This is a genomic window from Paraburkholderia sp. BR14374 (genome assembly GCF_040948685.1).
GTDB lineage: Bacteria > Pseudomonadota > Gammaproteobacteria > Burkholderiales > Burkholderiaceae > Paraburkholderia > Paraburkholderia youngii.
The window spans coordinates 505,162-531,128 of sequence record NZ_JBFPKF010000002.1 but is presented as its reverse complement, the minus strand read 5'-3'; the positions used below and the strand labels follow the sequence as shown (position 1 = coordinate 531,128).

Below are 25,967 nucleotides of genomic sequence, written 5' to 3'. Positions count from 1 at the left end.
TGACGAGCCCGCTCGCGGCAGGCGCTTGCGGCGTGCAGCCAACGGCGGGGCGGGTCTGGCGCGGATGCCGCAGTCACCGAGGCAGGCGCGCGGGGCTGTAACAGGAGGTAAAACGGGTTGGCGACGCGCGCCGCGCCGACTTAGGATGCGCTGCTGCGCGCGGCCCGCGCACCCGCGCTGGGCCTTCGCGCGGGGCAGGCTGCCTGAGCTGTCCACGCTGTCCTTCATCGCTTGCACGAGGCTCCTCTGCTCGTGCGCCATGCTCGCCTCGTTGCCGGAGTTCTCTCGGATGTCTCTCCCGATGCACGGCGCGTTTCGCGCGCCTCTTGCCCGCGCTTTGGCTAGCGCCCGATTCTCTTGCCGTACTCGTCGCGTGCTCGCTTCCGCGTGGTTTGCCGCGCTGGCCGTGAACGTGGCCGCGCCGCTGTCCGCCGCTGCGAAAACACCGCTGCCGAAGCCAGCGCTCGATGGGTCGGCCGTCGCCGCGCCGGACGGCTACAGCGCCGACACGGCGCAGCAGATCTTCGCCGAAGGCGGCAACGCGGTCGATGCCGCGGTCGCGATCGCCTTCACGCTGGCCGTCACGCGGCCCGATGCGGGCAACCTCGGCGGCGGCGGTTTCATGACGCTGCTGGTCGACGGCAAGCCGTATTTTCTCGATTATCGCGAGCGCGCGCCGCAGCAGGCGAACCGCGACATGTACCTCGACGACAAGGGCAACGTGGTGCCTGGCATGAGCACGGTCGGCCATCGCGCGGCGGCCGTGCCGGGCACTGTCGATGGTATGTGGCAAGCGCAGCGGCGCTTCGGCAAGCTCAAATGGAAGCAGGTCCTCGCGCCCGCGATCCATTACGCGACCGACGGCTTCCAGGTCGGCCCGCGCCTGCAGCAGCGACGCGACGCGGCCGCGAAAAGTTTCGCCGGCAAGACCAATTTCGACGCCTATTTCGGCAACCTGAAAGCGGGCGCGACGCTGCGCCAGCCGGAACTCGCGCAGACGCTCGGGCGGATCGCGAGCGACGGCGGCCGCGAGTTCTACGAGGGCCGCACCGCTCAAATGATCGCCGCGCAGATGTACGGCCACGGCCTGATCACGAGCCAGGATTTGAGCCAGTACAAGGCACTCTGGCGCGAGCCGCTCGCGGCCGACTGGCACGGCTACCGCGTGATCACCGCGCCACCGCCGAGCTCGGGCGGCATCGGGCTGATCCAGTTGCTGAAAATGCGGGCCGCTCTGCAGCCGGCGTTCGACGGTCTCGCGTTGAATTCGGCGCCGTACATCCATCTGATCGCGCAGATCGAGGATCGGGTATTCGCTGACCGGCAGCGCTATATCGGCGACCCTGACGCATCGCCGGTACCGGTCGCGAAGCTGATCGACGACGCCTACCTCGCGCAGCGCGCGGCCGAAGTCAAAGCCGGCGAAGCGCCCGGAGCGGCCGCGGAGAAGGCTGGAGTCGACGGCGCCGCGGCGACGGAAAAGGCGCAAACCACGCATTTCTCGGTAGTCGACAAGTGGGGCAACGCGGTGGCCAACACCTACACGCTGAACGGCGATTTCGGCTCGGGCGTCGTGGTGGACGGCGGCGGGTTCCTGCTCAACGATGCGATGGACGATTTCCTGATCAAGCCGGCCGGCGCCGGGGCGACGGGCGCGTCGGGCGCGGCCTCGGCATCCGGCGCCGCCGATGCCGACGCGGAGCCGAACATGATCGCGCCGGGCCGCCGCCCGATTTCGTCGATGACGCCCACGCTGCTGCTGAAGGACGGCAAGATCGCGCTGGCGATCGGCACGCCCGGCGGCTCGCGCATCCTGACGACGATCTTCCAGGTGATGACGAATCTGTCCGACTTCGAGATGTCGCCGACGGACGCGCTCGCCGCAATGCGTTTCCATCATCAGCTGCTGCGGCAAAAGACGATTTACTTCGAGCCGTACCATCCCGCGCCGGATGAGCTCGCCACGCAATTGAAGGAGCTCGGCTATACGGTCGAGCAGCAGCCGTTCAACGGCGACGTGCAGATGATCCGCGTGAACGGCGCGACGCCCGAGCCAGCGAGCGATCCCCGTGGTGCCGGCGTGGCACGCGTGATACGGTAGACGCCCCGCTGCGCTATCCCGCGAGCGGGCCATAAGCCGAACACGGGGAAGCACGATGACCGAACAACAACCAACCAAACTAGTACTGCCGGGCTATCTGGACTCCGGCCCAGGCCATTGGCAAACGCGCTGGCAAGCGCTCGATCCCGCGTTCGTCCGCGTGCGGATGCCGGACTGGGACCACCCTTCGCGCGACGCCTGGTGCCGCACGCTGGCCGCCACGCTCGATTCCCTGGACGCGCCGGTCGTGTTCGCCGCTCACAGTCTCGGCTGTCTGACCACGGCGTTCTGGGCCTCGCAGTACGCTAGCGCTGCGCAACTCGCGAAAGTGGCCGGCGCGCTGCTGGTCGCCGTGCCCGATCCGGCCGAAGCGCAATTCCCGCGGGACGCGACCGGCTTTGCGCCGGTGCCGCTCGAGCGCCTGCCGTTTGCGACGATCGTCGTGGCGAGCAGCGACGATCCGTATGGCGGCGTGCCGTTTTCACAAACCTGCGCGAGCGCGTGGGGCAGCCGCTGGATCGGCATCGGCGCGCGCGGCCACATCAACGCCGATAGCGGCCTCGGCGATTGGGACGAGGGGCGGGGCTGGCTGGCTTCGCTAACGCGTGCGCGCTGAGTCTCGCCGCCTCGTTGGTCAGATCACCGCTTTTCGCTTCAACTCCGCAATCGTCCGCGCGTCGTATCCGAGCAGGTCGCGCAGCACAAGCTCGGTATGCTCGCCGAGCAGCGGCGGATGGCTCAGCGCCTGCGGCGGCGTGCCGGTCATGTTGATCGGATTGCGCACGAGCTTGACCGTGCCGCCCGACGGATGCGGCAGAGCCACCTGAAGACCGCGCGCGACCACCTGCTCGTTGTCGAACACTTCGTCGAGGTTATTGATCGGCCCGCACGGCACGCCGGCCGCTTCGAGCGCCGCGATCCATTGCTGCTTGCCCTGCAGACGGACCATGTCCGCGAGCATCGGCACGAGCAGTTCGCGGTTGCGCACGCGCGCGGGGTTGGTCGCGAAACGATCGTCGTCGGCGAGTTCAGGGCGGCCGCCCACCTCGACGAACTTGCGGAACTGTCCGTCATTGCCGACCGCGACGATGATCCAGCCATCGCTCGTCTGGAAGGTCTGGTAGGGCACGATGTTCGGATGCGCGTTGCCCCAGCGCATTGGCGGCTGGCCGCTCGCGAGGTAGTTCGAGTTCATGTTGGCGAGCATCGCGACCTGCACGTCGAGCAGCGCCATGTCGATGTACTGGCCTTCGCCCGTGCGGTCGCGGTGCGTGAGCGCGGTCAGCACGGCGATCGTCGAGTACATGCCGGTCATCAGGTCGGCGATCGCGACGCCGGCCTTCTGCGGGCCGCCGCCCGGCTGGCCGTCGCGCTCACCGGTAATGCTCATGAAGCCGCCGATGCCCTGCACGATGAAGTCATAACCGGCGCGCTGCGCATACGGCCCGGTTTGCCCGAAGCCCGTGACCGAGCAGTAGATCAGGTCGGGCTTCACCGCTTTGAGCGATTCGTAGTCGAGGCCGTATTTTTTCAACTGGCCGACCTTGTAGTTTTCGAGCACGACGTCGCTTTGCGCGGCCAGTTCGCGCACGATCCTCTGGCCCTCGGGCGACGCGATGTCGAGCGTGACCGAGCGCTTGTTGCGGTTCGCCGCGAGATAGTAGGCGGCTTCGCGCGTGTCCGCGCCGTCCGGCGTCCGCAGATACGGCGGCCCCCAGTGGCGCGTGTCGTCGCCGACCTCGGGGCGTTCGATCTTGATGACGTCGGCGCCGAAATCGGCGAGCGTCTGCGCGCACCACGGACCGGCGAGCACGCGGGTGAGATCCAGCACGCGGATGTGACTGAGAGCGCCCATGTTCCTGAATGTCTCCTGATGGTTGCATGCCGCGCGGCGAGCCGCCATGCGCCATTTCGCGCGAGGTTTCGTGGAAGTCATCTTAAGCGATTCCCGCTCGCGGGCGCAGTCAGCCGAACGTCATAGCGCGGCTCGGACGATGGGACACGCGAGTGTCGCAGCGGGCGCATGCCGTGCTGGCCGGATGGCCAGCACGCCGGCGCGCAGTGCCGCGCACGCGTGCCGATCCCGTATAATCAGTCGTTTAAAGAAACAGACAGTTGGCGCATCCCATCGACCGCCAGTCTTCGTCAGGAACCGTCAGGACCGTCCCCCGCACGCTATGAAAGCCGCTGAAATCCGCGAGAAATTCCTCAAGTTCTTCGAATCGAAGGGCCATACGATCGTCCGTTCGTCGAGCCTCGTGCCCGGCAACGACCCGACGCTGCTCTTCACCAATTCGGGGATGGTGCAGTTCAAAGATGTGTTCCTCGGCGCGGAATCGCGTCCGTATTCGCGCGCCACGACCGCGCAGCGCAGCGTGCGCGCCGGCGGCAAGCACAACGACCTCGAGAACGTCGGCTACACCGCGCGTCACCACACGTTCTTCGAGATGCTCGGCAACTTCTCGTTCGGCGACTACTTCAAGCGCGACGCGATCCACTACGCGTGGGAACTGCTGACCGAAGTCTATAAGCTGCCGAAAGACAAGCTGTGGGTCACCGTCTACCAGGAAGACGACGAAGCGCACGACATCTGGGCGAAGGAAGTGGGCGTGCCGGTCGAGCGCATCATCCGCATCGGCGACAACAAGGGCGCGCGCTACGCGTCGGATAACTTCTGGCAGATGGCCGACACCGGCCCGTGCGGCCCGTGTTCGGAAATCTTCTACGACCACGGCCCGGACGTGTGGGGTGGCCCGCCGGGGTCTCCCGAGGAAGACGGCGACCGCTACATCGAAATCTGGAACCTCGTGTTCATGCAGTTCAACCGCGACGCGCAGGGCAACATGACGCCGCTGCCGAAGCAATGCGTGGACACCGGCATGGGCCTCGAGCGTATCGCCGCAGTGCTGCAGCACGTGCACAGCAACTACGAGATCGACCTGTTCCAGGCGCTCATCCAGGCCGCCGGCCGCGAAACCGGCGTGACCGATCTGACCAACAACTCGCTGAAGGTGATCGCCGATCACATCCGCGCGTGCTCGTTCCTGATCGTCGACGGCGTGATTCCGGGCAACGAAGGCCGCGGGTACGTGCTGCGCCGCATCGTGCGCCGCGCGATCCGCCACGGCTACAAGCTCGGCAAGAAGGGTTCGTTCTTCCATCGCCTCGTGGCCGACCTCGTCGCGCAGATGGGCGAAGCCTATCCGGAACTGGCGCAGGCCGAGAAGCGCGTGACCGACGTGCTGCGTCAGGAAGAAGAGCGCTTCTTCGAGACGATCGAGCACGGCATGTCGATTCTCGAAGCCGCCTTGGCCGATCTCGACGCCAAGGGTGGCAAGACGCTCGACGGCGAACTCGCGTTCAAGCTGCACGACACCTACGGCTTCCCGCTCGACCTGACCGCGGACGTCTGCCGCGAGCGCGAAGTGACGGTCGACGAAGCCGCATTCGACGATGCGATGGCGCGTCAGCGCGAGCAGGCGCGCGCGGCGGGCAAGTTCAAGATGGCCCAGGGCCTCGAGTACTCGGGCGCGAAGACCACGTTCCACGGCTACGAAGAAATCGTCTTCGACGACGCGAAGGTCGTCGCGCTGTATGTGGACGGCGCGTCGGTGCAGCAGGTGCAAGCCGGTCAGCCGGCGGTCGTCGTGCTCGATCACACGCCGTTCTACGCGGAGTCGGGCGGTCAGGTCGGCGACCAGGGCGTGCTCGCGAACGCCAGCACGCGCTTTGCCGTTGCCGATACGCTGAAAGTGCAGGCCGACGTGGTCGGCCATCACGGCACGCTCGAGCAGGGCACGCTGAAGGTTGGCGACGTCGTCAAGGCGGAAATCGACGCGGTGCGCCGCGCTCGCACGGCGCGCAACCACTCGGCCACGCACCTGATGCACAAGGCGCTGCGCGAGGTGCTCGGTTCGCACGTGCAGCAGAAGGGCTCGCTCGTCGACGCCGACAAGACCCGCTTCGACTTCGCGCACAACGCGCCGATGACGGACGAACAGATCCGCCGCGTCGAGGAAATCGTCAACGCGGAAGTGCTGGCGAACGCGCCCGGTATCGTGCGTTTGATGTCGTACGACGATGCGGTGAAGGGCGGCGCCATGGCACTGTTCGGCGAAAAGTACGGCGACGAAGTGCGCGTGCTCGACCTGGGCTTCTCGCGTGAGCTGTGCGGCGGTACGCACGTGAATCGCTCGGGCGACATCGGCTTCTTCAAGATCGTGATGGAAGGCGGCGTCGCGGCCGGTATCCGTCGCGTCGAAGCGATCACCGGTGACAACGCGGTGCGCTACGTGCAGGAGCTCGAAGCGCGCGTCAACGCGGCAGCGGCCATGCTGAAGGCGCAACCGGCGGAACTCACGCAGCGCATCGGCCAGGTGCAGGACCAGGTAAAGGCGCTCGAGAAGGAACTGAGCGCGCTGAAGTCGAAGATGGCGTCGAGCCAGGGCGACGAACTCGCCGGCCAGGCGATCGAAGTGGGCGGCGTGCATGTGCTCGCGGCAACGCTCGAAGGCGCGGACGTGAAGACGCTGCGCGAAACGGTCGACAAGCTCAAGGACAAGCTGAAGAGCGCGGCGATCGTGCTCGCGTCGGTCGAAGGCGGCAAGGTCAGCCTGATCGCCGGTGTGACCGCCGACGCCAGCAAGAAGGTCAAGGCGGGCGAACTGGTCAACTTCGTGGCCCAGCAGGTGGGCGGCAAGGGCGGTGGCCGTCCGGACATGGCGCAGGCTGGCGGTACCGAACCGGCCAACCTGCCGGCGGCGCTCGCGGGCGTCAAGAGCTGGGTCGAAGCACAGCTTTGAATCTGATGGTCGGTTGAGTCCGGCTCGACGCGAAGTCGAGCGGGTTCGACAAAGGGGCTACGCGGCGCGCCAGCAGAATCGGCGCGCTACGTGGCCCCTTCGCTTTTGCTGAAGCCAATCGGCTTGCGTCGAACCTCTTTGCCGGCGCGGCGGATTCAACGATCAAACCACATTCGCATCCACGGGCGCCGCCGCATCCGCGTCGGCCGTCCCTTCCTGCGACGCGACCAGCGCGCGCCGCAACGCATTGAGCGCCGACGAAAAATGCCCGCGTCGCCACACCAGCAGCGTGTCGATGATGCCGAGATCGGGCAACTCGTGCACCGCGATATTGCTCGTGTCGGGCTGCAGATCGAGCACCGAGCGCGGTGCGACCGCGACGCCCGCGCCGGCCGCCACGCACGCGACGATCGCGTGATACGAGCCGAGCTCCAGCACGCGCTCCGGCCGCACCCCGTGCTCCAGATACCACTTCTCGATATACGCGCGATAAGCGCAGCCGCGCTCGAACGCGATCAGCGTCGATAGCGCGATGTCGCGCACTTCGCGGATCGGCCGATGGCCGCGCGGCGTCAGCATCACGAGTTCCTCGCGGAAGATCGGCACGGTCTCGAGCACATCGCCGAGCGTCGCGGGGTCGAGCGGCGTTGCGACCAGCGCCGCATCGACCTCGAATTCGCGCACGCGCTCGATCAGCCTGCCGGTCGTGCCGGTCTCCAGCTCCAGTTCGACGGCCGGCCATTGCTGGTGATATTGCGCGAGCAGGGCCGGCAGACGCGTCGCCGCGACGCTTTCCATCGTGCCGAGGCGCAGACGCCCGCTCGGGCGATCCTCGCGCACCGCGTGACGCGCCTCGTCGGCGAGCGCGAGCAGCCGTTCGGCGTAGGGCAGCAGCGTCTCGCCGGCCGGCGTCAGCACGAGCCGGCGGCCGTCGCGGATGAACAGCTCGGTGCCGAGCTGCTCCTCGAGTTGCTTGATGCGCGTGGTCACGTTCGATTGCACGCGATTGAGCTTCGCCGCGGCGCGTGTCACGCCGTTTTCGCGTACGACCGCGCGAAAAATGGTCAGAGCGGCCAGATCCATGATTCTCTCCCGGCGATGAATGACATCCTAATTATTCATTTTTCGTGATCGAAAGGTCAAGCTAATATGGATCCACCCCATCGCTGCCTGACCGTCCGATCATGAACGACCTTGCTTCCCACGCGTACTCGCGCTTCCACGAACCGCACGCGGCCCGGCGCGCGGCGCTCGCCTGCATGGCCGCGCTGGCCGTCGCGCTCGGGATCGGGCGCTTTGCTTTTACGCCGCTGCTGCCGCTGATGCTGCACGGCGCCGCGCTCGGCCAGCCGCACCTCGATATCCAGCATGGCGGCTGGCTCGCGTCGTTTAATTACGCCGGCTATTTCGTCGGCGCAATGACGTGCGCGGCGCTGCGGGCCGAGCCCGCGCGCATGGTGCGCGTCGGACTCGCCGCGACCGTGCTGCTGACGCTCGCGATGGGCGTCACCGGCCAGTTCTGGGTGTGGGCGCTGGTGCGCTTCGTCGCCGGCGCGGTCAGCGCGTGGACCTTCGTGTTCGCGTCGCAGTGGGGCTTGCGGCGGCTCGCCGAACTCGGCGCAAATGCGTGGAGCGGGGTCATCTACACCGGGCCGGGCGTGGGCATCGTCGGGACCGGCCTGCTGGTCAGCGTCGCGGGCGGCTATGGCGCGGTGGTCGGATGGATCGGCTTTGCGTTGATCGGCGCGGTGCTGACCGTGCTGGTGTGGCCGGTGTTCGGGGAGACGCGGGGCGTGGGGCCGGCGAAGCCTGCCGTTGCGAGCTCGTCGACCGCAAAATCCGCCACCGGATCACGCGCTGGCGCAAACCCGCCGCCCCGTACGGCCGGCGTTCGGACGAGTCATGCCGTCCACCGCAGCGACGCGTTCTGGCTGGTGCTGCTCTACGGTATCCCGGGCTTCGGCTACATCATCACCGCGACCTTTCTGCCGGTCATCGCGCGCCACGCGTTGCCGGGCTCGGCGTGGCCGGACCTGTTCTGGCCGATGTTCGGTGCCGCGCTGATCGTCGGCGCGTTGCTCGCCGCGCGTTTGCCCTTGCATTGGGACAACCGCACGCTGCTCGCGGGCTCGTATGTGCTGCAGGCAATCGGCATCGCGTTGGGCATCGTGTGGCCGACGGCGGGCGGTTTTTCGCTCGGCAGCATCCTGATCGGCCTGCCGTTTACCGCGATCACGCTATTCGCGATGCGCGAGGCGCGCCGGCTGCGCGGCGACGACGCGGCCGGGCTGATGGGTTACGCGACGGCTGCCTACGGCATCGGACAGATCGCGGGTCCGTTGGTGGCCGCGCCGATCGCCGCCCACACGGGATCGTTTTGGCTGGCGCTGTGGCTCGCCGCGGGCGCGCTGCTGGCGGGGGCGGCAGGGCTGATCGCGGTGATGCGGGTGCCGCGCGGACTGCGCCGTGGTCGCATGCCGGATTGCGGTTGCAACTAGCACCGAAAACAAATCTCGCACGAGCGCACTAAAATGACCGCTTTCCGTCATTCCCTCGCGCCTGTCGCCGGGCGCGTCGCTCGACCATGCAACATTTCGCGTCCGACAACTATGCCGGCATCTGTCCCGAAGCGCTCGACGCGCTGATCGCCGCCAACAACAGCGGGCACGAACCGGCCTACGGCGACGACTCCTGGACCAACCAGGTCTGCGACCGTCTGCGCGACCTGTTTCAGACCGATTGCGAAGTGTTCTTCGTGTTCAACGGCACGGCGGCCAATTCGCTCGCGCTAGCGTCGTTGTGCCAGTCGTATCACTCGGTGATCTGCCACGACCTGGCACACATCGAGACCGACGAATGCGGCGGTCCCGAGTTCTTTTCAGGTGGCTCGAAACTGCTGACGGCGCCGGGCATCGGCGGCAAGCTCACGCCCGATGCGATCGAGTCCATCGTCACGCGGCGCGCCGATATCCACTATCCGAAGCCGAAGGTCGTCACGCTGACGCAGTCGACCGAGGTCGGCACCGTCTACAGCGTCGAGGAAGTGCGCGCGATCGCCGCGATCGCGAAGCGCCGTCATCTGAAGGTGCACATGGACGGCGCGCGTTTCGCGAATGCGGTTGCCGCGCTCGACGTGCATCCGTCGGAAATCACGTGGCGCGCGGGTGTCGACGTGCTGTGCTTCGGCGGCACCAAGAACGGTCTTCCAGTGGGCGAGGCGGTGGTGTTCTTCGACCGCGCGCTCGCCGACGATTTCGCTTATCGGCTCAAGCAGGCGGGACAACTCGCATCGAAGATGCGCTTCATCTCCGCGCCGTGGCTCGGCCTGCTCGACAACGATGTATGGTTGCGCAATGCGCGTCACGCGAACGCGATGGCGCGTTTGCTGGAGACGCGGTTGCAGGAAATCCCGGGCGTGAGCATCATGTTTCCGAGTGAATCGAACGCGGTGTTCGCGCAGTTGCCGCCGCATGCCGCGAAGACGATGCGCGCGCGTGGCTGGAAGTTTTACGAGTTCATCGGCGCGGGCGGTTGCCGGCTGATGTGCGCGTGGGACACGCAGCCCGAAACGGTCGAGCGTTTCGCCGCCGACGTGCGCGAACTTTGCGTCGCGTGATCGAAGACGCGTGAAGCTGCCGGAACCCGGGTAACAAACGGCGCCTCGACGCACCACTCGGCACACACGCAAAGTCACTCCACTACGACCCGCCAAAAAACACGAAACAACGAGACGTCCCCCGCCATGACCGAGTACCGATTCTGTCCCCGCTGCGCGAAGCCGCTGACCGAACGCACCGACCCCGAGCACGACGGTGGCCGCGTCCGTCAGATCTGTCCCGACACCGAGTGCGGCTACGTTCATTGGAATAATCCGCTGCCGGTCGTCGCCGCGATCGTCGAGTACGAGGGCAAGATTCTGCTTGCGCGCAATGCCGCGTGGCCCGAGGGCAGGTTCGCGCTGATTACCGGCTTCCTCGAAAACGGCGAGACGCCGGAGCAGGGCATCGCGCGCGAAGTGATGGAGGAGACCTCGCTGCATACGGAGTCGGTCGAGCTGATCGGCGTGTACGAATTCATCCGCAAGAACGAGCTGATCATCGCGTATCACGTGAAGGCGCATGGGACGATCGCGCTGTCGCCCGAACTGCTCGAATACCGGCTCGTCGAGCCCGCGAAGCTGCGACCTTGGCGCGCGGGTACGGGGCAAGCGCTCGGCGAATGGATGCGGCGGCGCAATTTGCCGTTCGAATTCGTCGAGCGTCCGGGGCTGTGAAGCGCTGCGCCCACGGAGCTGCAACATTGGCCAGCACACAGACAACGCAGAGAACATAGAGACAGCCCACAGCACAGCCATCGACGCATCACCGAATCGTTCATCCACGTCAATCAGCGGTCAACGAGCGCACGCTCAGGGAGAAGCAACGGCATGGCCTACATCTACTACCTGACCCATATTCATCTGGGCTATGACGCACTGTCGCAACTGTCGTCCGAGTGCGCGCGCATCGGCATCAAGCGGCCTCTGGTGATCAGCGACAAGGGCGTCGTCGCGGCTGGCATCGCGCGGCAGGCACTCGATGCGCTGAAGCTCGGCGACGTGCCGCTGTTCGACGACACGCCGTCGAATCCGACCGAGGAAAAGGTGCTCGCGGCCGCCCAGGTGTATCGCGACGAGCGCTGCGACGGGCTGATCGCGGTGGGCGGCGGTTCGTCGATCGATCTCGCGAAAGGCGTCGCGATCGCGGCCACGCATCCGGGGCCGCTCACGCAGTACGCGACGATCGAAGGCGGCAGCGCGAAGATCACCGACGCCGTCGCGCCGCTGATCGCGATTCCGACCACGGCCGGCACCGGCAGCGAAGTCGCGCGCGGCGCGATCGTGATCCTGAACGACGGCCGCAAGCTCGGCTTTCATTCGTGGAGTCTGCTGCCGAAATCGGCGCTGTGCGATCCGGGTCTCACGCTCGGCCTGCCGCCGGGGCTGACGGCGGCGACCGGCATGGACGCGATCGCGCATTGCATCGAGACTTTCCTCGCGCCGGCCTTCAATCCGCCCGCCGACGGCATCGCGCTCGACGGCCTCGAACGCGCGTGGCACAGCATCGAGCGCGCGTGCGCGGACGGCAGCGATCGTGAGGCGCGCCTGAACATGATGAGCGCGTCGATGCAGGGCGCGATGGCGTTCCAGAAGGGCCTCGGCTGTGTGCATTCGCTGTCGCATCCGCTGGGCGGTTTGAAGGTGAACGGCCGCACGTCGCTGCATCACGGCACGCTGAACGCGGTCGTGCTGCCCGCGGTGCTGCGCTTCAACGAGCGCGCGCCGAGCGTGGTGGCCGAGCGTCGCTATGCGCGCATGCGTCGCGTGATGGGGGTGCCCGAGCATGCGGATCTGGCGCAGGCGCTGTTCGACATGACCGCGCGGCTCGGTCTGCCGACCGGCCTCAGGCAGATGGGCGTCGACGAAAGCATGTTCGACAAGGTCGTGCAGGGCGCGCTGCTTGATCATTGCCATCGCACGAATCCGCGCGAGGCGAGTGCCGACGACTATCGCCGCATGCTGACCGAGTCTTTGTGACCGAGCCCCGCCTCCTCGCATCCACCAACCGCCACGTCCGATGAACAAACCCGCCCCCGCCGGCCGCGCCGCGTATCCGCACTTTCTGTCGATCACCACGCGCTGGATGGACAACGACGTCTACGGCCACGTGAACAACGTCGTCTACTACAGCTATTTCGACACCGTCGTGAACGAGTATCTGATCCGCGCGGGCGTGCTCGATTTCGAGCGCGGCGCGACGATCGGGCTCGTCGTCGAGACGCAGTGCAACTACTTCGCGCCGCTCGTGTTTCCCGATCGCATCGACGCGGGCTTGCGCGTCGCGCGGCTCGGCACGTCGAGCGTGCGCTACGAGGTGGGGCTGTTCCGCGACGGCGACGCCGCGCCCGCCGCGCAGGGGCATTTCGTGCACGTCTACGTGGATCGCGCGACGCGCCGGCCGGTGAACCTGCCCGCCGAACTGCGCGCGGCGCTCGAACCTTTGTGGGTCGCCGGGCCGGCGGACTAGACGCGTGCAGTCGTTCGTCATCACTTTGCTCAACGGCCTGAGCTACGGGCTGTTGCTGTTCATGCTGTCGGCCGGGCTGACGCTGATCTTCAGCATGCTCGGCGTGCTCAACTTCGCGCATGCGAGCTTCTACATGCTCGGCGCGTACGTCGGCTTTTCGGTGGCGGCACGCGCCGGCTTCTGGAGCGCGCTGGTAGTCGCGCCGCTCGTCGTCGGTTTGCTCGGCGCGGCGCTCGAGCGCTGGCTGCTGCGGCGCGTGCGCGGGCACGGTCATCTGCCCGAACTGCTGCTGACGTTCGGCGCCGCGTATCTGCTCGGCGAACTCGTCAAGCTCGGCTGGGGGCTCAGTCCGCTGTCGGCGAGGCTTCCGGCCGTGCTCGACGGTCCGCTGTTCTCGCTGTACGGCGCGGTTTTCACGCGCTATCGCGCGTTCATGATGGCGGTGTCGCTCGCGATGCTTGCCGCGCTCGTCGCCATGCTGCGGGTGTCGAAGACGGGCTTGATCGTGCGCGCCGCGCTCACGCATGCGCAGGCCGTCGAAGCGCTCGGCCACAACGTGCCGCGCGTGTTCACCGGCGTGTTCGCCGCCGGCACCGGGCTCGCCGCGCTGGCCGGCGTGATCGGCGCGCCGCTGTTCGTGATCGAGCCGGCGATGGCGGAGTCGCTCGGCTCGATCGTATTCGTCGTGGTCGTGATCGGCGGGCTCGGGTCGCTGAGCGGGGCGCTGGTCGCGTCGCTGCTGGTGGGGTGCGTGCAGACGCTGGCGGTGGCGAGCGATCTGTCGTTGGGCGACATGGTGTCGCTCGCCGGCGCGGTGCTGCCGCCCGAATGGGACGCGCTGACGCTCGCGCAAGTCGCGCCGCTGCTGCCGTACCTGCTGCTCGTCGCGGTGCTGGCGATGAGGCCGCGCGGGCTGTTCGGACGGCGTGACGATCATGCATAGGCGGAGTGGGTCGTCAGATGCGGTGGAAGGCAGGGTGCCGCCTTGCAGGCCCGGCCGCGCGCTCGTGCCTTGGCTCGCGCTCGTCGCATTCCTAGCCGTGCCGCCTTTCATCTGGCCGCACAGCTGGCTGCTCGCCTACCTTGCGCAAAGCGCGACGATGATCGTGTTCGCGCTGTCGTACAACCTGTTGCTCGGCGAGACCGGGCTGCTGTCGTTCGGACATGCCGCCTATGCGGGGCTCGGCGCGCTGGTCGCCGCGCGCGTGTTCAACGCGACCGGCGTGCCGCTCGTGCTGCTGCCGTTGGTCGGCGGCATCGGCGGCGCGCTGTGCGGTGTGCTGTTCGGCTTTATCGCGACGCGCCGTGCCGGCACCGCGTTCGCGATGATCACGCTCGGTCTCGGCGAACTCGTCGTCGCGGCCGCGTGGACGCTCCCGGGCTGGTTCGGCGGCGAGGCGGGCGTCGCGATCGATCGCGCGAATGGGCCGCCGCTCGGCGGCTGGAACTTCGGTCCGGCGCGCGCGGCCTATGCGCTGATCGCGCTGTGGTGTGTCGTCGCGAGTGTCGCGATGTTTGCGCTGTCGCGCACGCCGTTCATGCGGCTCGCGAACGCGGTGCGCGACAACCCGGCGCGTGCGGCGGCGATCGGCTGCCATCCGCGCCGGGTTCGCTATCGCGTGGTCGTGCTGTCGGCGTTTTTCGCGGGCATCGCGGGGACGCTCGGGCTGATCAATATCGAACTCGTGTCGACCGAGAGCGTCGGCATGATGCGCTCGGGCACGGTGCTGATCGCGACCGTGATCGGCGGCACGGCGGTGTTCTTCGGGCCGGTCGCGGGAGCGATCGTGCTGACGTTTTTCAGCGTGGTGGTCGCAAGTGTTACGCGGGCGTGGTTGTTCTATCTCGGGGTGTTCTTTGTCGTCGTCGTGATGGCCGCGCCGGACGGGCTTGCTGGCTTTGCGTCGCGGCAGGTGGCGCGGATTGCGGCCTATGGCTGGCGAGGTTGCCGGGCCGCCTATCTGTGGAGCGCGGCGGCGGGGCTGCTGTGGCTCGCGGCCATCGTGATCGCGGTGCAGTGGGCCTATGCGGCGCAGTTCGGGGCGGACGAAGGCCCGGCGTTTAGCGCATTGTTCGGCGCGGGTGCGGGTACTGATGTCACCGTCGCACCGACGCTGTCGCCGCTTCCTCTGGCGCTGACACTCGTTGCGCTCGCTGTCCTGGCTACGTTGTCCACACGCCATGCACTGCGCGCGCATGCACGCGTCACCGCGCACGCGCGCGCGGCACGATCCTCCGGAGCCGCACGATGATCCCCGCACTCGCGCTCCACGGCATCGAAAAACGCTTCGGCGCGACGCCGATCCTGCGCGGCGTCGATCTCGCCATCGAACCCGGCGAGCGGCACGCGCTCATCGGCCCGAACGGCGCGGGCAAATCGACGCTGTTCAACCTGATCAGCGGCGGCGCGCGGCCGAGCGCGGGGCGTATCCATCTGTTCGGCGCGGACATCACGCGGCTCGCGCCGGCCGCGATCGCGCGCCGCGGCCTCGCGCGCAGCTTCCAGAGCACCAGCGTGTTCGCGCGGCTGTCCGTGTTCGACAACCTGCGCTGCGCGGCGCAGCTTGCCGAGCGCGATCGTACGCGCTGGTGGCAGCGTCTGACCGGCGCCGCCGCTGTCGATGCGCGCGCTGCCGACGTGCTCGACGCGGTCGGCCTCGGCCCGCGCCGCGACGTCGCGGCCGGCACGCTCAGCTACGCGGAGCAGCGCGCGCTCGACCTCGGCATCGCGCTCGCGAGCGGCGCGCACACGCTGCTGCTCGACGAACCGACGGCGGGCATGAACCGCGCCGAGGCGGCGCGCGCGATCGAGCTGATTCGCGACACCACCGCGGGCCGTACGCTGCTGATGGTCGAGCACGACATGGAAGCGGTGTTCGCGATCGCCGATCGGATTTCGGTGCTGGTGCAGGGGCGCATCATCGCGAGCGGGTCGCCGGCCGCGATTCGCGCGGATGCGGCGGTGCGGGCCGCGTATCTGGGTGAGCGCTTCGATGCCGCCTCAGGCGCGCGGTCCGGTGACGAGCTAGACCACGGAGCAGGCCGATGAGCGCGCTGCTCGACATTCGCGACCTGAACGCGTGGTACGGCGCGAGCCAGGCGCTGCACGGCGTCACGCTGAGCATCGAGCCCGGCGAAGTGGTCGCACTGGTCGGCCGCAATGGCTCAGGCCGCTCGACGCTGGCACGCGCGATCATGGGCCTCGTGCGCTGCGAGGGCGAACTGCGTTTCGCGGGGCGCTCGCTCGCGGGTCTGCGCACGTTCGAGATCGCGCGGCTCGGGCTCGGCTACGTGGCCGAGCATCGCGATGTGTTCGCCGCGCTGAGTGTCCATGAAAACCTGCTGCTCGGCATTGCGCCAGTTGCCGCATCGCGTGCGCGCGGCCGCGCGCCGCGCTTCACGCTCGACGACGCATATGCGCTATTCCCGGTGCTCGCCGAGCGCAAGCGCACGCGTGCCGGCGCGCTGTCGGGCGGCGAGCAACAGATGCTCGCGCTCGCGCGGGCTCTGCTCGGCGACCCCGATCTGCTGTTGATCGACGAGCCCGGCGAAGGGCTCGCGAGTCTCGTGATGAGGCAGGTCGCCGATTGTCTGCACACGTTGCGCGAGCGTGGCGTCGCGATGTTGCTGATCGAGCAGAGGCTCGTGATTGCGCAGGACATCGGGAGCCGCGTCGCGGTGATGGGGCATGGCGAGATCGTGTTCGACGGCGCGCTTGCGTCGTTTCTGTCGCGTGACGATGTGATGCGCGAGTGGCTCGGGGTGGGTTGACGCACAGGCTCGCGCGCGCCTGGAGCGACGCGGGGGCTACGCTTGGACACCCAACGCGTAGCGCATCCCGGATGGTCAAGCATCCTTATTGATGATCCATTCGTGCGCCGGATCGTTATGGAAATGCCAGACCCGCTGGCTACCGGCCATCACGTTCAGATAGTACGAGTCGTACCCGTACGGCACGATGACCGGGTGATAGCCGCGCGGCACCATCACGACGTCGTGATCCTCGACGGCCATCGATTCGTCGATATCGCGCGAGTCGGTGTAGACGCGCTGAAATGCGAAGCCTTGCGGCGGATCGAGCCGGTGGTAATAGGTTTCTTCGAGCGAGCTTTCGTGCGGAATGTTGTCGGTGTCGTGCTTGTGCGGCGGATAGCTCGACGCGTGACCGCCCGGCGTTCTCACTTCGACCACCAGCAACGACTCCGCCGGTTCGGTCTGCGGAAGAATGTCGCACACGTAGCGCGTATTCAGCGACTTGCCCCGCGTCGAGCGCTTCATCGACGCCGGCTCGATCAGCCGCGCCGGATACTCGCCCTTGGCCGGCGCGCTCGCGACACCAATTTCCGCGTCGCGGTTCGCGCGCACCGTCGCGCGCACGTTCGGCGGCAGATACACCGCGTACGGCGCCGCGTCTTCGAACACGCTGTCGCGCGAGCCGACCGAACTCCAAGTCGTATCCGGCGTTTCGATATCGACCGCGCCGCTCAGCACGATGATGCACGATTCGCGCGCCGGTTCGAATACATACACCAGTTCGTTCGTGCCGACCCGGTACGCGGCGAATCCTACATAGCGCCAGCAGGCCGACTGCGGCGTCACGCGCGCGATCGTCTGGCCTTCGCGCTCTGCCTTTACCAATAAGCTCATGCTGCCTCCTTGCCGAGCGGCGCATCGACGAGCGCCCGCAAAGTTCCATACCCCTTCTGCGCATAATCGAACGACGGCGCGACCACGGGGTCCTGCTCCGCCTCGACGACGAGCCAGCCGCAATAACCATGCCGCTTCAGCCGGTCGATCAGCGCCGGAAAATTGACCGCGCCGTCGCCGGGCACCGTGAACGCGCCGGCGATCACCGCATCGAGAAAACTCCAGTTGCGATTGCGCGCGAGCTTCATCACGGCGGGGCGCACGTCCTTGCAGTGCACGTGACAAACGCGCGCGATGTGCTTGTCGAGCACGGCCACCGGATCGCCGCCCGCGAACGTGATGTGCCCGGCGTCGAACAGCAGGCCGACCGCGTCGCTGGTGCGCGCCATCAACTGATCGACGTCGGCTGGCGTTTCGACGTACGCGCCCATGTGATGATGATAGGCGAGCCGAACGCCACGGCTTTGCGTATAGCGCGCGAATTCATCGACGCGTGCCGCGTAGTCGGCCCATTGCGCGTCGCTGAAAAAGCGCGGCCGTTGATACAGCGGGCGCGGCGCGCCCTGGATCGAATCGGCGACTTCGCCATACACCATCACGGTCGCGCCGTTTTGCGCGAGCAATTCCAGATGCGGGCCGACCGCGTCGATTTCTTCCGCGACGCTGCGTTTGGCCAATTGTCCCGAGTACCAGCCGGACACGAGCGCGAGGTCGTATTGCGCGAGCAGCGTTTTCAGCGCTTGCGGCTCGCGGGGAAACTTGTTGCCGAGCTCGAAGCCCTGATAGCCGATCTGGCGACCCTCGGTCAGCGCGACTTCGAGCGGCGTCTCGCCGCCGAGCGACGGCAGGTCGTCGTTCATCCACGATAGCGGATTGATGCCGATGCGTACGTCGAAAGCAGTCATGCCGAAGTCCTCATGGTTCTCAGTCTTGATCGGCGCCCTGTGGCGGCGAAGGCGGTGCGGAGGGCGCCGCGCGCGCCGCGAGCTGCGCGTCGTACTTCGCGCGGGCGTCGCGCACTTCGGTGCGCGTCGAGACTTCGGGCACCGCGACTTCCCACCACCAGCCGCCGTCTTCGGTCGTGCGAGCCGGGTCGGTGTCGATGCTGATCACGTACGTGCCCTTGGCCGCGCGTGCGCGTTGCAGCGCCACTTCGAGTTCGGCGAGATTGCGCGCATGTTCGGCTTGCGCGCCGAGCGCGCGCGCATGCGCAGCGAAGTCGATGCGCGGCACGCCTTCCGGGCCGTGCGCGCAATCGTCGAGCAGATTGTTGAACGGTGCGCCGCCGCAAGCCTGTTGCAGCCGGTTGATGCAGCCGAAGCCGCGATTGTCGAGCACGATGACGATCAGCTTCGCGCCGAGCATCACCGAGCTCGCGATCTCGCTGTTCATCATCAGATAGCTGCCGTCGCCGAGAATCACGATCACCTCGCGCTCGGGCCGCGCCAGCTTCACGCCGAGGCCGCCCGCGATCTCATAGCCCATGCACGAGTAGCCATATTCGACGTGATACGCGCCGGGCCGGCCCGCGCGCCACAGTTTGTGCAGCTCGGCGGGCAGCGTGCCGGCCGCGCAGACGACGATGTCGTCGGCCGGCGAGCGCGCGCTCGAACGCTGCACCGCGCCGATCACGTCGCCCTCGTAGGGCAGCACCGCGTCGCGTTGCGGCGCATGCGTGAGCGTTTGCACGGTGTCGCGCCAACTGGCCGCGAGCTTGTGCGCGCGCGCGGTCCACGCGCGCTCTGCGTGCCAGCCTTGCAGCGGCCCGGCGAGCGCATCGAGCGCGAGCTTCACATCGGCTTCGACGACGAAGCCGCGATGCTTGAGCGCGTCGAAGCCATTCGCGTTGATCGCGATCACGTCGGCTTGCGTGAACAGCGTGTTCGAGCCGGTCGTGAAGTCCTGCAGCCGCGTGCCGAGCGCGAGTACGCAATCGGCGTCATGCGCGAGCGCATTGGCGGCGGGCGACCCGGTCACGCCGAGCGCGCCCGCATTCAACGGATCGTTCCACGCGAGCGAGCTTTTGCCGGCCTGCGTTTCCGCGACCGGCACGCCATGCGCGCTCGCGAAACGGTGCAGCGCATCGGCCGCGCGGCTGTACAGCACGCCGCCGCCCGCGACGATCAGCGGCCGCTTCGCGTGCCGCAAGCGCGCGCACGCGGCGTCGAGATCGTCGCTACGCGGCGCGGGTGCATGAATACGCACGACGCGCGGCGTGAAAAAGTCCTCCGGAAAGTCCCATGCCTGCGCCTGCACGTCCTGCGGCAACGCGAGCGTGACCGGGCCACACGACGCGGCATCGGTCAGCACGCGGATCGCGCGCGGCAGCGCGCTCAGCAATTGCGCGGGCTGCACGATGCGGTCGAAGTAGCGCGATAGCGGCTTGAACGCGTCGTTCGCGGATACGCCGCCGTCGCTGAAATCCTCTAGCTGCTGCAACACCGGATCGGGCGCGCGCGAGACGAAGATATCGCCGGGCAGCAGCAGCACCGGCAGACGGTTCACGTGCGCGAGCGCGGCCGCGGTCAGCAGATTGGTCGCACCGGGGCCGATCGACGTCGTCACGGCCATCATGCGGCGGCGAAAGTGCGCCTTAGCATAGGCGATCGCACTATGCGCCATCGCCTGCTCGTTGTGCGCCCGGAACGTGGGCAGCGCGTCGCGATGCTGATACAGCGCCTCGCCGATGCCCGCGACGTTGCCGTGGCCGAAGATCGCGAACACGCCGCCGAACAGCGGTTCGACGCTGGTGCCGTCTTCGCTGGCGACGCGTTGCGCGGCCAGATAGCGCACCAGCGCCTGTGCCATCGTCAGGCGAATCGTGCCGCCGGTGCGGCCGGGCGATTGCGACGCGCCGCTGATGGATGGAGTGTCGTCATGCATGATGCCCTCGTTCATGCGGCCTGCTCCTGATGAGCGTGATGAGGTGTGCCATACGCCGTCGGTTCGCCGCGCGCACCGCGCCACGCGGCGATCAGCGTTTCGAACGTGTGGCGCACGCGCGCGATCAGTTCGTCATCGCCGATTTCGCCGGCGAGCCACGCATGGCTCGGTTCGTGAAAGATCGTGCGGCCGACCGTGAAGCCGCGGCACGTCGCCGCTTGTGCGGCCGCACGAAAGCCTTCGCTCAACTGCTCGACCGCCGCCGACAAGCCGAGCAGCACGACGCCGCGGCAATAGGGATCTCGCTCGGCGATCAGCGCGTCGATGGCCTGCCATTGCGCGGCGTCCATCGGTTCGAGCTTCCACCACTCGGGGTAGATGCCGAGGTTGTACAGGCGCTTCAACGCGCGATACACGATGTCCGGCCCCTGCGGCAGCGACGCATGCTTCGGCGGAATCACTTCGAGCAGCAGTTCGTGGCCGCTGGCCTGAGTCGCGTCATACAGCGCGCGCAGTTGCGCCTCCTGTTCGAGCCGCTGCTCGATCGGCTCATCCGGATGAAACTGCACGAGGCATTTGACGATGTGCTCCTGCGGCCACGCGATCAGCGTGGTGCCGATCGAGCGGCCATGATCGAACACGAGCGGCACGGAGCCGGGCAACTCGACCGGACGGCCGATCCACCAGCCGCGGCCGGTCGCGGCATTCAGCGCGTCCTGACCATAGCGGTCGTCGATCAATACGCCGATGCGTCCCTGCAGGTTCAATGCGCGCTCGGTCTGCGCGACCGCTTCGACGAACAAGCCCTTCAACGAGGCAATGCGCGCTTCGTCGGCGCCGGTCTGCTGCGCGAGTTCGAAGAACGGGTTGCGATGATCGAATGCGAAGCCGAGCACTTCGCGCCACGCTTTACGCGCCGGCGAAACGCGATGCAGTCTGGCGAGCTTCGCATCGCGGTCGGGCCGGCGCATGCGCTGCGGATCGGCCTGCGCCTCGCGCAGGAAGTAGTCGAGCTCGGCCGGGGTCGGCATCGCGGGGGCGCAGCCGTGGCGTGATACGACCAGCGCGCCGCTCGCATTCGCGGCGCGCGCGCAGGCCTCGAGCGGCTGATCGCGCAGCCACCCCGAGAGGAAGCCGGAAGCGAATGCGTCGCCTGCGCCGAGCACGTTCAGCACTTCGACTTCGACGCCGCCATGAATCGGCGCAGCGTCGAGCGATGCAGGCACGTCGCCGTCGATGATCTGACAGCCGAGCGGCCCGCGCTTCAGCACCAGCGTGGCCGGCGTCACGGCGCGCACCATCGCGAGCGCATCGCGCAGGTCGGTCTTGCCGCCGGCGATGCGAAACTCTTCCTCGGTGCCGATCACCAGATCGAACAGCGGCAGAATCCGCTGCAAATGCGCGCTGACACCTTCGCTCGCGACGAAACGCGTCTCGCCGTCGGCCTTGCCGGTGAGCCCCCACAGCACCGGGCGGTAGTCGATGTCGAGCACGGTGCGCACGTCGTTGCGGCGCGCGTATTCGAGCGCGCGGCGGCTCGTGCGATCGACCTGTGCGGTGGAAAAGTGCGTGCCGGTGATCAACAGTGCTTTCGACGACGCAATGAACGCCTCGTCGAAATCGGCCTCGTCGACCGCCATGTCTGCGCAGTTCTCGCGGTAGAAGATCAGCGGGAACGTGTCGCGGTCCTTCAGGCCGAGCAGCACGAGCGCGGTCAGCCGTTCGTGATCGATGCGCACGTGGCTCACGTCGCAGCCTTCCTTCGCGAGCGTTTCGGTCAGGAAGCGTCCCATGTGATCGTTGCCGACGCGCGCCAGCATGGCTGCGTCAAGCCCGAGCCGCGCGCAGCCGAACGCGATGTTCGCCGACGAGCCGCCGAGATACTTCGCGAAGCTCGACACGTCTTCGAGCCGCGCGCCGACCTGCTGCGCGTACAGATCGACGGCGAGCCGGCCGAGGCACACGATGTCGCGGGCGCGCCCCGGCGCGAACCGGCTGCCCGCTGCGTTAGCGCTGGAGGTGCTGGAGTGAGCCATGAATAGTCCTGAGTAACAGTGCGCGGTGAGTGCGCGGTAGCCGGCCTGGCGAAACCCGTCGAGGCCGGTCGCACCGCGCGAATCGGTCAGATCGTCGCGCCTTCGAGTTCGCCGATCATCTTCTGCATCTCGGCGCCGCCGGCCATCATGTCGAGCACTTCGTCCTTGCTGATCGTCTGTTTGGTGAAGGTGCCGAGCGAGCGGCCGCGATTGAGCAGCGTGAACGAATCGCCGATCGGATACGCGTGATGCACGTTGTGCGTGATGAAGATCACCGAGATGCCTTTGGCGCGCGCCTTATGGATCAGCTTCAGCACGTTGAAGCTCTGCTTGACGCCGAGCGCGGCGGTCGGTTCGTCGAGAATCAGCACGCGCGCGCCGAAGTGGATCGCACGCGCGATGGCGAGGCATTGACGCTCGCCGCCCGACATCGTGCCGATCGGCTGATGCGGGTCGCGCACGTTGATGCCCATTTCGGCGAGCTTGTCGCGCGCGGTTGCGGCGCAGGTTTCGAGGTCCATTACGTTCAGAAAGCCGAACAGCTTTTTCTGCGGTTCGCGGCCCATGAAGAAATTGCGCGCGACCGACAGCAGTGGCACCAGCGCGAGATCCTGATAGACGGTTGCGATGCCGAGATCGAGCGCGTCTTTCGGCGACGTGAAATGCACCGGTTTGCCGTCCACCCGGTAGGTGCCTTTGCTCGGCTGATACACGCCCGCGAGCGTCTTGATCAGCGTCGATTTGCCGGCGCCGTTGTCGCCGAGCAGGCAATGCACTTCACCGCGTTTGAGCCGCAGCGTGATGTCGTTCAGCGCGATGATGTTGCCGAAATAACGGCTGACGTTTTCGAGCGACAAGATGATGTCGTCGCGGTTCTGTTCGGGGGTGCTCATCGTGAACCTCCGTCTAGCGCGATGCCGCGACGCGGCCGCGCACGTAGTGGTTGAACAGCACGGCGAACAGCAGCATCACGCCGAGGAACACGCGGAACCAGTCGGAATCGACGTTGGTATAGGTGATGCCGATCTGCACGACGCCGAAGATCAGCGCGCCGAAGCAGGCGCCGACCACCGAGCCGTAGCCGCCCGTCAGCAGCGTGCCGCCGATCACCGCGGCGATGATCGCCTCGAACTCCGCCTGCAAACCACGGTCCGCCGCGGCCGAACCGATATCGCACACCTGCAGCACCGCATACAGCGCCGAGCAGAACGCGGTCAGTACGAACAGCGAGATCTTCACGCGACGCACCGGCACGCCGACGTTCTTGGCCGCGTTGGCATCGCCGCCGACCGCGAAAATCCAGTTGCCGAAGCGCGTCTTCGCGAGCGTGAACGCGCAGACCACGGCGAGCACGAACCACCAGAGCAGCACCTTGGGAATGCCCGGCACGAGCGGCGCGCCGTTGTCGAGCATCTTCACGAGACCGAGGTGGCCAAGCCATACGAACAGACCTCGGAACGCAACGCCCTGAAAGAACGTGTGCGCGAACCAGTCCTGACGCGCGACGTCGCCGACGCCGGAGATGATCGTGCGATCGGCGAACATCACCGACAGCGCGAGCGTCAGACCGCGCAGAATGAACAGGAACGCGAGCGTGACGATGAACGACGGCAGGCGCGTGCGCATCACCAGATAGCCGTTGAGCGCGCCGAGCAACATCGAGCCGACGAACGCGAACACGATCGCAAGCCAGATCGGCCAGTGGAAGTACATGGTCGGCAGCGCGACCATCATGCCGGCAAAACCGATCATCGAGCCGATCGACAGATCGAACTCGCCGGCGATCATCAGCAGGCATGCGCCGACCGAGATCAGACCGAGATAGGCGGCGACCTGCGACCAGTTCATCACGCCGTCGAGGTTGAACATCCCCGAGTTGCCGGCGGCCAGGCCGAACACGATGAACACCATCACGGTACCGGCGAGCGCCGCGAATTCCGGTCGGCCGAGCAGATGGCGGAACCAGGATTCCTCGCGCACGCGTTCGTCGACGGCAGTGGCTTGCGAGGCGGTCGTCGCGCCAGACTGTGGCGGGTCCTGCGGATCGGACGGCGGTTGCTTGCGGTGATGGGGATGAAACAGGTCGGCGACACCCATTGAAGCTCTCCTTGATACGCCCGCGACCGGCGAGTCGGCGCAATGCCTTGGGCGTTTGCGAATCCGTTGGGCGGCATATCCGCTGGGCGGCATAACCGCTGAGCGGGCGGGTGCCGGCAAGACGCAATGTGTCCCACCGGTCACTGCCTTTTCAACCTTGCCGCCGCGCGGCGGCTTGATCGCGCGATGCGATGCGATGCCGTGCGTTCAGCGGTACTGACCCGCGTACTTCAGCACCTTGTCGACATTTTCCTTGGTGATGAAGCCCGGACCCGAGCCGATATTGCGCGGCCCATACGACGGTGCGAGCCCATAGGTCGCGAGACGCTCCTTGAACTTCGGATTCGCCTGCAGGACCTCGCGGATCTTCACAGGATCGGTGGTGTTGTTCTTCTTCGCGATCGCCAGCACGGCGACCGGGATATAGCCCTGCAAGTACGGTTGCTGGTCGATCGCGAACTGGATCGTGCCGTCCTGGATGCCCTTTGCGATGTCGCTATCGAAGTCGAAGGTCGCGAACCAGATCTTGCCGGCGACGCCCATCTGCTGCAGCGCCTTCAGCGTCGGGTCGGCCGACAGCGGACCGAGCGTCAGCACCGCCTGGGTATCCGGATGATTGCGCAGGAACGCGCTGACTTTCGACTGCACGCCGGTCGGGTCCTGGCCCACGTCGAGCGTCGAGGTCTTGAAGTTGGCGCCGATCGCTTCGGCGAAACCGCGGCAGCGTTCGAACGAAGCCGGGTTCGTCGCGTAGTGGTTCACGCACAGGAACGACTTGATACCGGCGGCCTTGGCCTTTTCGCCGGCGGCTTTGCCGGCCGCGAATTCGGGCTGGCCGACGTGCATGATCGCGCCGAGCTTCGCGCTTTGCTCCTCGGTGCCCGAATTGATCGTGACGAGCGGAATGTGTTTCTCGGTGACCTTCCCGATCGAGCTCTTCAGCACGTCGAAGTCGGCGATCGATACGATCACGCCGTCGTAATTGCGCGCGGCCGCCTGTTCGACGAGACGCGCCATGTCGGCGATGTCGCCGTTCGGCGGGTTGCGGTAGTCGGTCTGAACGTTGAAGTCCTCGTCGGCCTGCTTGATCGCGTTCTTGATCGTGTTCCACCACGAGTCCGAATCCGGCGCGTGGCTGACCAGCACGAAGTGAGCGTCCGCCGCGCGGGCGGCCGAGGCCGCGCCGAATCCCGTCGCCAACGTCAACGCCGTCACCAGAATCCTGAGCGTTGCCTTGCCTCTGCAAAGTCTCATTGTCTCCACCTTTCTCGGTCTGTCGTTCGTTATTGAGGGAGCGCCTGGCGGGTGGCTTGCCATTCCGATGACCCACACAACG

Annotated in this window: 21 protein-coding genes; 12 read left to right on the top strand and 9 right to left on the bottom strand. The window is 67.0% G+C overall.

From position 1 onward, the window contains the following. The first annotated feature begins 289 nt into the window (after positions 1 to 289). Both ggt and AB3X86_RS06300 read left to right on the top strand, forming a co-directional pair. Positions 290 to 2,101 carry a gamma-glutamyltransferase gene (ggt, locus tag AB3X86_RS06305; RefSeq protein ID WP_368595297.1) on the top strand — a complete coding sequence of 604 codons (1,812 nt, stop codon included), beginning with the start codon at positions 290 to 292 and terminating at the stop codon, positions 2,099 to 2,101. A gap of 55 nt (positions 2,102 to 2,156) precedes the next feature. Beyond that, positions 2,157 to 2,717, top strand: a complete 561-nt coding sequence (locus tag AB3X86_RS06300; protein WP_368595296.1) for an RBBP9/YdeN family alpha/beta hydrolase — start codon at positions 2,157 to 2,159, stop codon at positions 2,715 to 2,717. Between the two features lie 18 nt (positions 2,718 to 2,735). Here AB3X86_RS06300 and AB3X86_RS06295 read toward each other — a convergent pair whose 3' ends face one another. Beyond that, on the bottom strand, positions 2,736 to 3,956 hold the full coding sequence (locus AB3X86_RS06295; RefSeq protein WP_368595295.1) for a CaiB/BaiF CoA transferase family protein: 1,221 nt from the start codon (positions 3,954 to 3,956) through the stop codon (positions 2,736 to 2,738). 322 nt (positions 3,957 to 4,278) lie between these two features. Here AB3X86_RS06295 and alaS point away from each other — a divergent pair, with 322 nt between their 5' ends. Continuing rightward, positions 4,279 to 6,903, top strand: coding sequence for an alanine--tRNA ligase (gene alaS, locus AB3X86_RS06290; protein ID WP_368595294.1), 2,625 nt, complete (start codon positions 4,279 to 4,281; stop codon positions 6,901 to 6,903). Positions 6,904 to 7,065: 162 nt separating this feature from the next. On the opposite strand, the gene AB3X86_RS06285 is transcribed toward alaS, so the two are convergent. Beyond that, a complete protein-coding gene (locus tag AB3X86_RS06285; RefSeq protein WP_368595293.1) occupies positions 7,066 to 7,986 on the bottom strand; it encodes a LysR family transcriptional regulator in 921 nt (306 codons plus the stop codon). 101 nt (positions 7,987 to 8,087) lie between these two features. On the opposite strand from AB3X86_RS06285, the gene AB3X86_RS06280 reads away from it, so the two are divergent. The 9 genes from AB3X86_RS06280 (at position 8,088) to AB3X86_RS06240 (ending at position 16,739) form a co-directional block, all read left to right on the top strand. After that, on the top strand, positions 8,088 to 9,401 hold the full coding sequence (locus tag AB3X86_RS06280; protein ID WP_368595292.1) for a YbfB/YjiJ family MFS transporter: 1,314 nt from the start codon (positions 8,088 to 8,090) through the stop codon (positions 9,399 to 9,401). Positions 9,402 to 9,487: 86 nt separating this feature from the next. Next, positions 9,488 to 10,519, top strand: a complete 1,032-nt coding sequence (locus tag AB3X86_RS06275; protein WP_368590607.1) for a low specificity L-threonine aldolase — start codon at positions 9,488 to 9,490, stop codon at positions 10,517 to 10,519. A 126-nt stretch (positions 10,520 to 10,645) separates the two neighbouring features. Then, positions 10,646 to 11,176: an NUDIX domain-containing protein gene (locus tag AB3X86_RS06270; RefSeq protein WP_176107984.1), complete on the top strand. Its 531-nt coding sequence runs from the start codon at positions 10,646 to 10,648 to the stop codon at positions 11,174 to 11,176. 153 nt (positions 11,177 to 11,329) lie between these two features. Beyond that, complete coding sequence (locus AB3X86_RS06265) at positions 11,330 to 12,478, top strand: iron-containing alcohol dehydrogenase (RefSeq protein ID WP_368590608.1); 1,149 nt, start codon at positions 11,330 to 11,332, stop codon at positions 12,476 to 12,478. Positions 12,479 to 12,518: 40 nt separating this feature from the next. Beyond that, entirely contained in the window at positions 12,519 to 12,968 is a 450-nt protein-coding gene (locus AB3X86_RS06260; protein ID WP_368595291.1) for an acyl-CoA thioesterase, read from the top strand. A 4-nt stretch (positions 12,969 to 12,972) separates the two neighbouring features. After that, positions 12,973 to 13,911: a branched-chain amino acid ABC transporter permease gene (locus AB3X86_RS06255; protein ID WP_368595290.1), complete on the top strand. Its 939-nt coding sequence runs from the start codon at positions 12,973 to 12,975 to the stop codon at positions 13,909 to 13,911. A gap of 22 nt (positions 13,912 to 13,933) precedes the next feature. Then, positions 13,934 to 15,220, top strand: coding sequence for a branched-chain amino acid ABC transporter permease (locus tag AB3X86_RS06250; RefSeq protein ID WP_368595409.1), 1,287 nt, complete (start codon positions 13,934 to 13,936; stop codon positions 15,218 to 15,220). After that, positions 15,217 to 16,017, top strand: coding sequence for an ABC transporter ATP-binding protein (locus AB3X86_RS06245; protein WP_368595289.1), 801 nt, complete (start codon positions 15,217 to 15,219; stop codon positions 16,015 to 16,017). The genes AB3X86_RS06250 and AB3X86_RS06245 overlap by 4 nt, the downstream gene beginning before the upstream one ends. Next, the gene (locus AB3X86_RS06240; RefSeq protein ID WP_368595288.1) at positions 16,014 to 16,739 is read left to right on the top strand and encodes an ABC transporter ATP-binding protein; all 726 of its coding nucleotides are present in this window, start codon (positions 16,014 to 16,016) and stop codon (positions 16,737 to 16,739) included. Before AB3X86_RS06245 ends, AB3X86_RS06240 begins: the two co-directional genes overlap by 4 nt. 75 nt (positions 16,740 to 16,814) lie before the next feature. Here AB3X86_RS06240 and iolB read toward each other — a convergent pair whose 3' ends face one another. The 7 genes from iolB to AB3X86_RS06205 form a co-directional block, all read right to left on the bottom strand. Then, positions 16,815 to 17,615, bottom strand: coding sequence for a 5-deoxy-glucuronate isomerase (iolB, locus tag AB3X86_RS06235; RefSeq protein ID WP_176380404.1), 801 nt, complete (start codon positions 17,613 to 17,615; stop codon positions 16,815 to 16,817). Further along, positions 17,612 to 18,520 carry a myo-inosose-2 dehydratase gene (gene iolE, locus AB3X86_RS06230; RefSeq protein ID WP_368595287.1) on the bottom strand — a complete coding sequence of 303 codons (909 nt, stop codon included), beginning with the start codon at positions 18,518 to 18,520 and terminating at the stop codon, positions 17,612 to 17,614. The genes iolB and iolE overlap by 4 nt, the downstream gene beginning before the upstream one ends. Positions 18,521 to 18,539: 19 nt before the next feature. After that, positions 18,540 to 20,513: a 3D-(3,5/4)-trihydroxycyclohexane-1,2-dione acylhydrolase (decyclizing) gene (iolD, locus tag AB3X86_RS06225; protein ID WP_368595286.1), complete on the bottom strand. Its 1,974-nt coding sequence runs from the start codon at positions 20,511 to 20,513 to the stop codon at positions 18,540 to 18,542. Then, positions 20,510 to 22,534 carry a 5-dehydro-2-deoxygluconokinase gene (gene iolC, locus AB3X86_RS06220; protein ID WP_368595285.1) on the bottom strand — a complete coding sequence of 675 codons (2,025 nt, stop codon included), beginning with the start codon at positions 22,532 to 22,534 and terminating at the stop codon, positions 20,510 to 20,512. Before iolC ends, iolD begins: the two co-directional genes overlap by 4 nt. 86 nt (positions 22,535 to 22,620) lie before the next feature. Beyond that, positions 22,621 to 23,427, bottom strand: a complete 807-nt coding sequence (locus AB3X86_RS06215; RefSeq protein ID WP_368595284.1) for an ATP-binding cassette domain-containing protein — start codon at positions 23,425 to 23,427, stop codon at positions 22,621 to 22,623. 13 nt (positions 23,428 to 23,440) lie between these two features. Next, positions 23,441 to 24,631 carry an ABC transporter permease gene (locus AB3X86_RS06210; RefSeq protein ID WP_368595283.1) on the bottom strand — a complete coding sequence of 397 codons (1,191 nt, stop codon included), beginning with the start codon at positions 24,629 to 24,631 and terminating at the stop codon, positions 23,441 to 23,443. 207 nt (positions 24,632 to 24,838) lie between these two features. Further along, entirely contained in the window at positions 24,839 to 25,885 is a 1,047-nt protein-coding gene (locus AB3X86_RS06205) for a sugar ABC transporter substrate-binding protein (protein ID WP_176123999.1), read from the bottom strand. Positions 25,886 to 25,967: the final 82 nt, after the last annotated feature.

Excerpts from the sequence above, each read along its gene's own strand:
- AB3X86_RS06300 (WP_368595296.1), top strand. The coding sequence starts at position 2,157 with ATGACCGAACAACAACCAACCAAACTAGTACTGCCGGGCTATCTGGAC.
- AB3X86_RS06245 (WP_368595289.1), top strand. The coding sequence starts at position 15,217 with ATGATCCCCGCACTCGCGCTCCACGGCATCGAAAAACGCTTCGGCGCG.
- AB3X86_RS06260 (WP_368595291.1), top strand. The coding sequence starts at position 12,519 with ATGAACAAACCCGCCCCCGCCGGCCGCGCCGCGTATCCGCACTTTCTG.
- AB3X86_RS06210 (WP_368595283.1), bottom strand. The coding sequence starts at position 24,631 with ATGGGTGTCGCCGACCTGTTTCATCCCCATCACCGCAAGCAACCGCCG.
- AB3X86_RS06270 (WP_176107984.1), top strand. The coding sequence starts at position 10,646 with ATGACCGAGTACCGATTCTGTCCCCGCTGCGCGAAGCCGCTGACCGAA.
- ggt (WP_368595297.1), top strand. The coding sequence starts at position 290 with ATGTCTCTCCCGATGCACGGCGCGTTTCGCGCGCCTCTTGCCCGCGCT.
- AB3X86_RS06240 (WP_368595288.1), top strand. The coding sequence starts at position 16,014 with ATGAGCGCGCTGCTCGACATTCGCGACCTGAACGCGTGGTACGGCGCG.
- AB3X86_RS06285 (WP_368595293.1), bottom strand. The coding sequence starts at position 7,986 with ATGGATCTGGCCGCTCTGACCATTTTTCGCGCGGTCGTACGCGAAAAC.
- iolE (WP_368595287.1), bottom strand. The coding sequence starts at position 18,520 with ATGACTGCTTTCGACGTACGCATCGGCATCAATCCGCTATCGTGGATG.
- AB3X86_RS06215 (WP_368595284.1), bottom strand. The coding sequence starts at position 23,427 with ATGAGCACCCCCGAACAGAACCGCGACGACATCATCTTGTCGCTCGAA.
- AB3X86_RS06205 (WP_176123999.1), bottom strand. The coding sequence starts at position 25,885 with ATGAGACTTTGCAGAGGCAAGGCAACGCTCAGGATTCTGGTGACGGCG.
- AB3X86_RS06295 (WP_368595295.1), bottom strand. The coding sequence starts at position 3,956 with ATGGGCGCTCTCAGTCACATCCGCGTGCTGGATCTCACCCGCGTGCTC.
- AB3X86_RS06275 (WP_368590607.1), top strand. The coding sequence starts at position 9,488 with ATGCAACATTTCGCGTCCGACAACTATGCCGGCATCTGTCCCGAAGCG.
- iolC (WP_368595285.1), bottom strand. The coding sequence starts at position 22,534 with ATGGCTCACTCCAGCACCTCCAGCGCTAACGCAGCGGGCAGCCGGTTC.
- AB3X86_RS06280 (WP_368595292.1), top strand. The coding sequence starts at position 8,088 with ATGAACGACCTTGCTTCCCACGCGTACTCGCGCTTCCACGAACCGCAC.
- iolB (WP_176380404.1), bottom strand. The coding sequence starts at position 17,615 with ATGAGCTTATTGGTAAAGGCAGAGCGCGAAGGCCAGACGATCGCGCGC.
- AB3X86_RS06265 (WP_368590608.1), top strand. The coding sequence starts at position 11,330 with ATGGCCTACATCTACTACCTGACCCATATTCATCTGGGCTATGACGCA.
- iolD (WP_368595286.1), bottom strand. The coding sequence starts at position 20,513 with ATGAACGAGGGCATCATGCATGACGACACTCCATCCATCAGCGGCGCG.
- alaS (WP_368595294.1), top strand. The coding sequence starts at position 4,279 with ATGAAAGCCGCTGAAATCCGCGAGAAATTCCTCAAGTTCTTCGAATCG.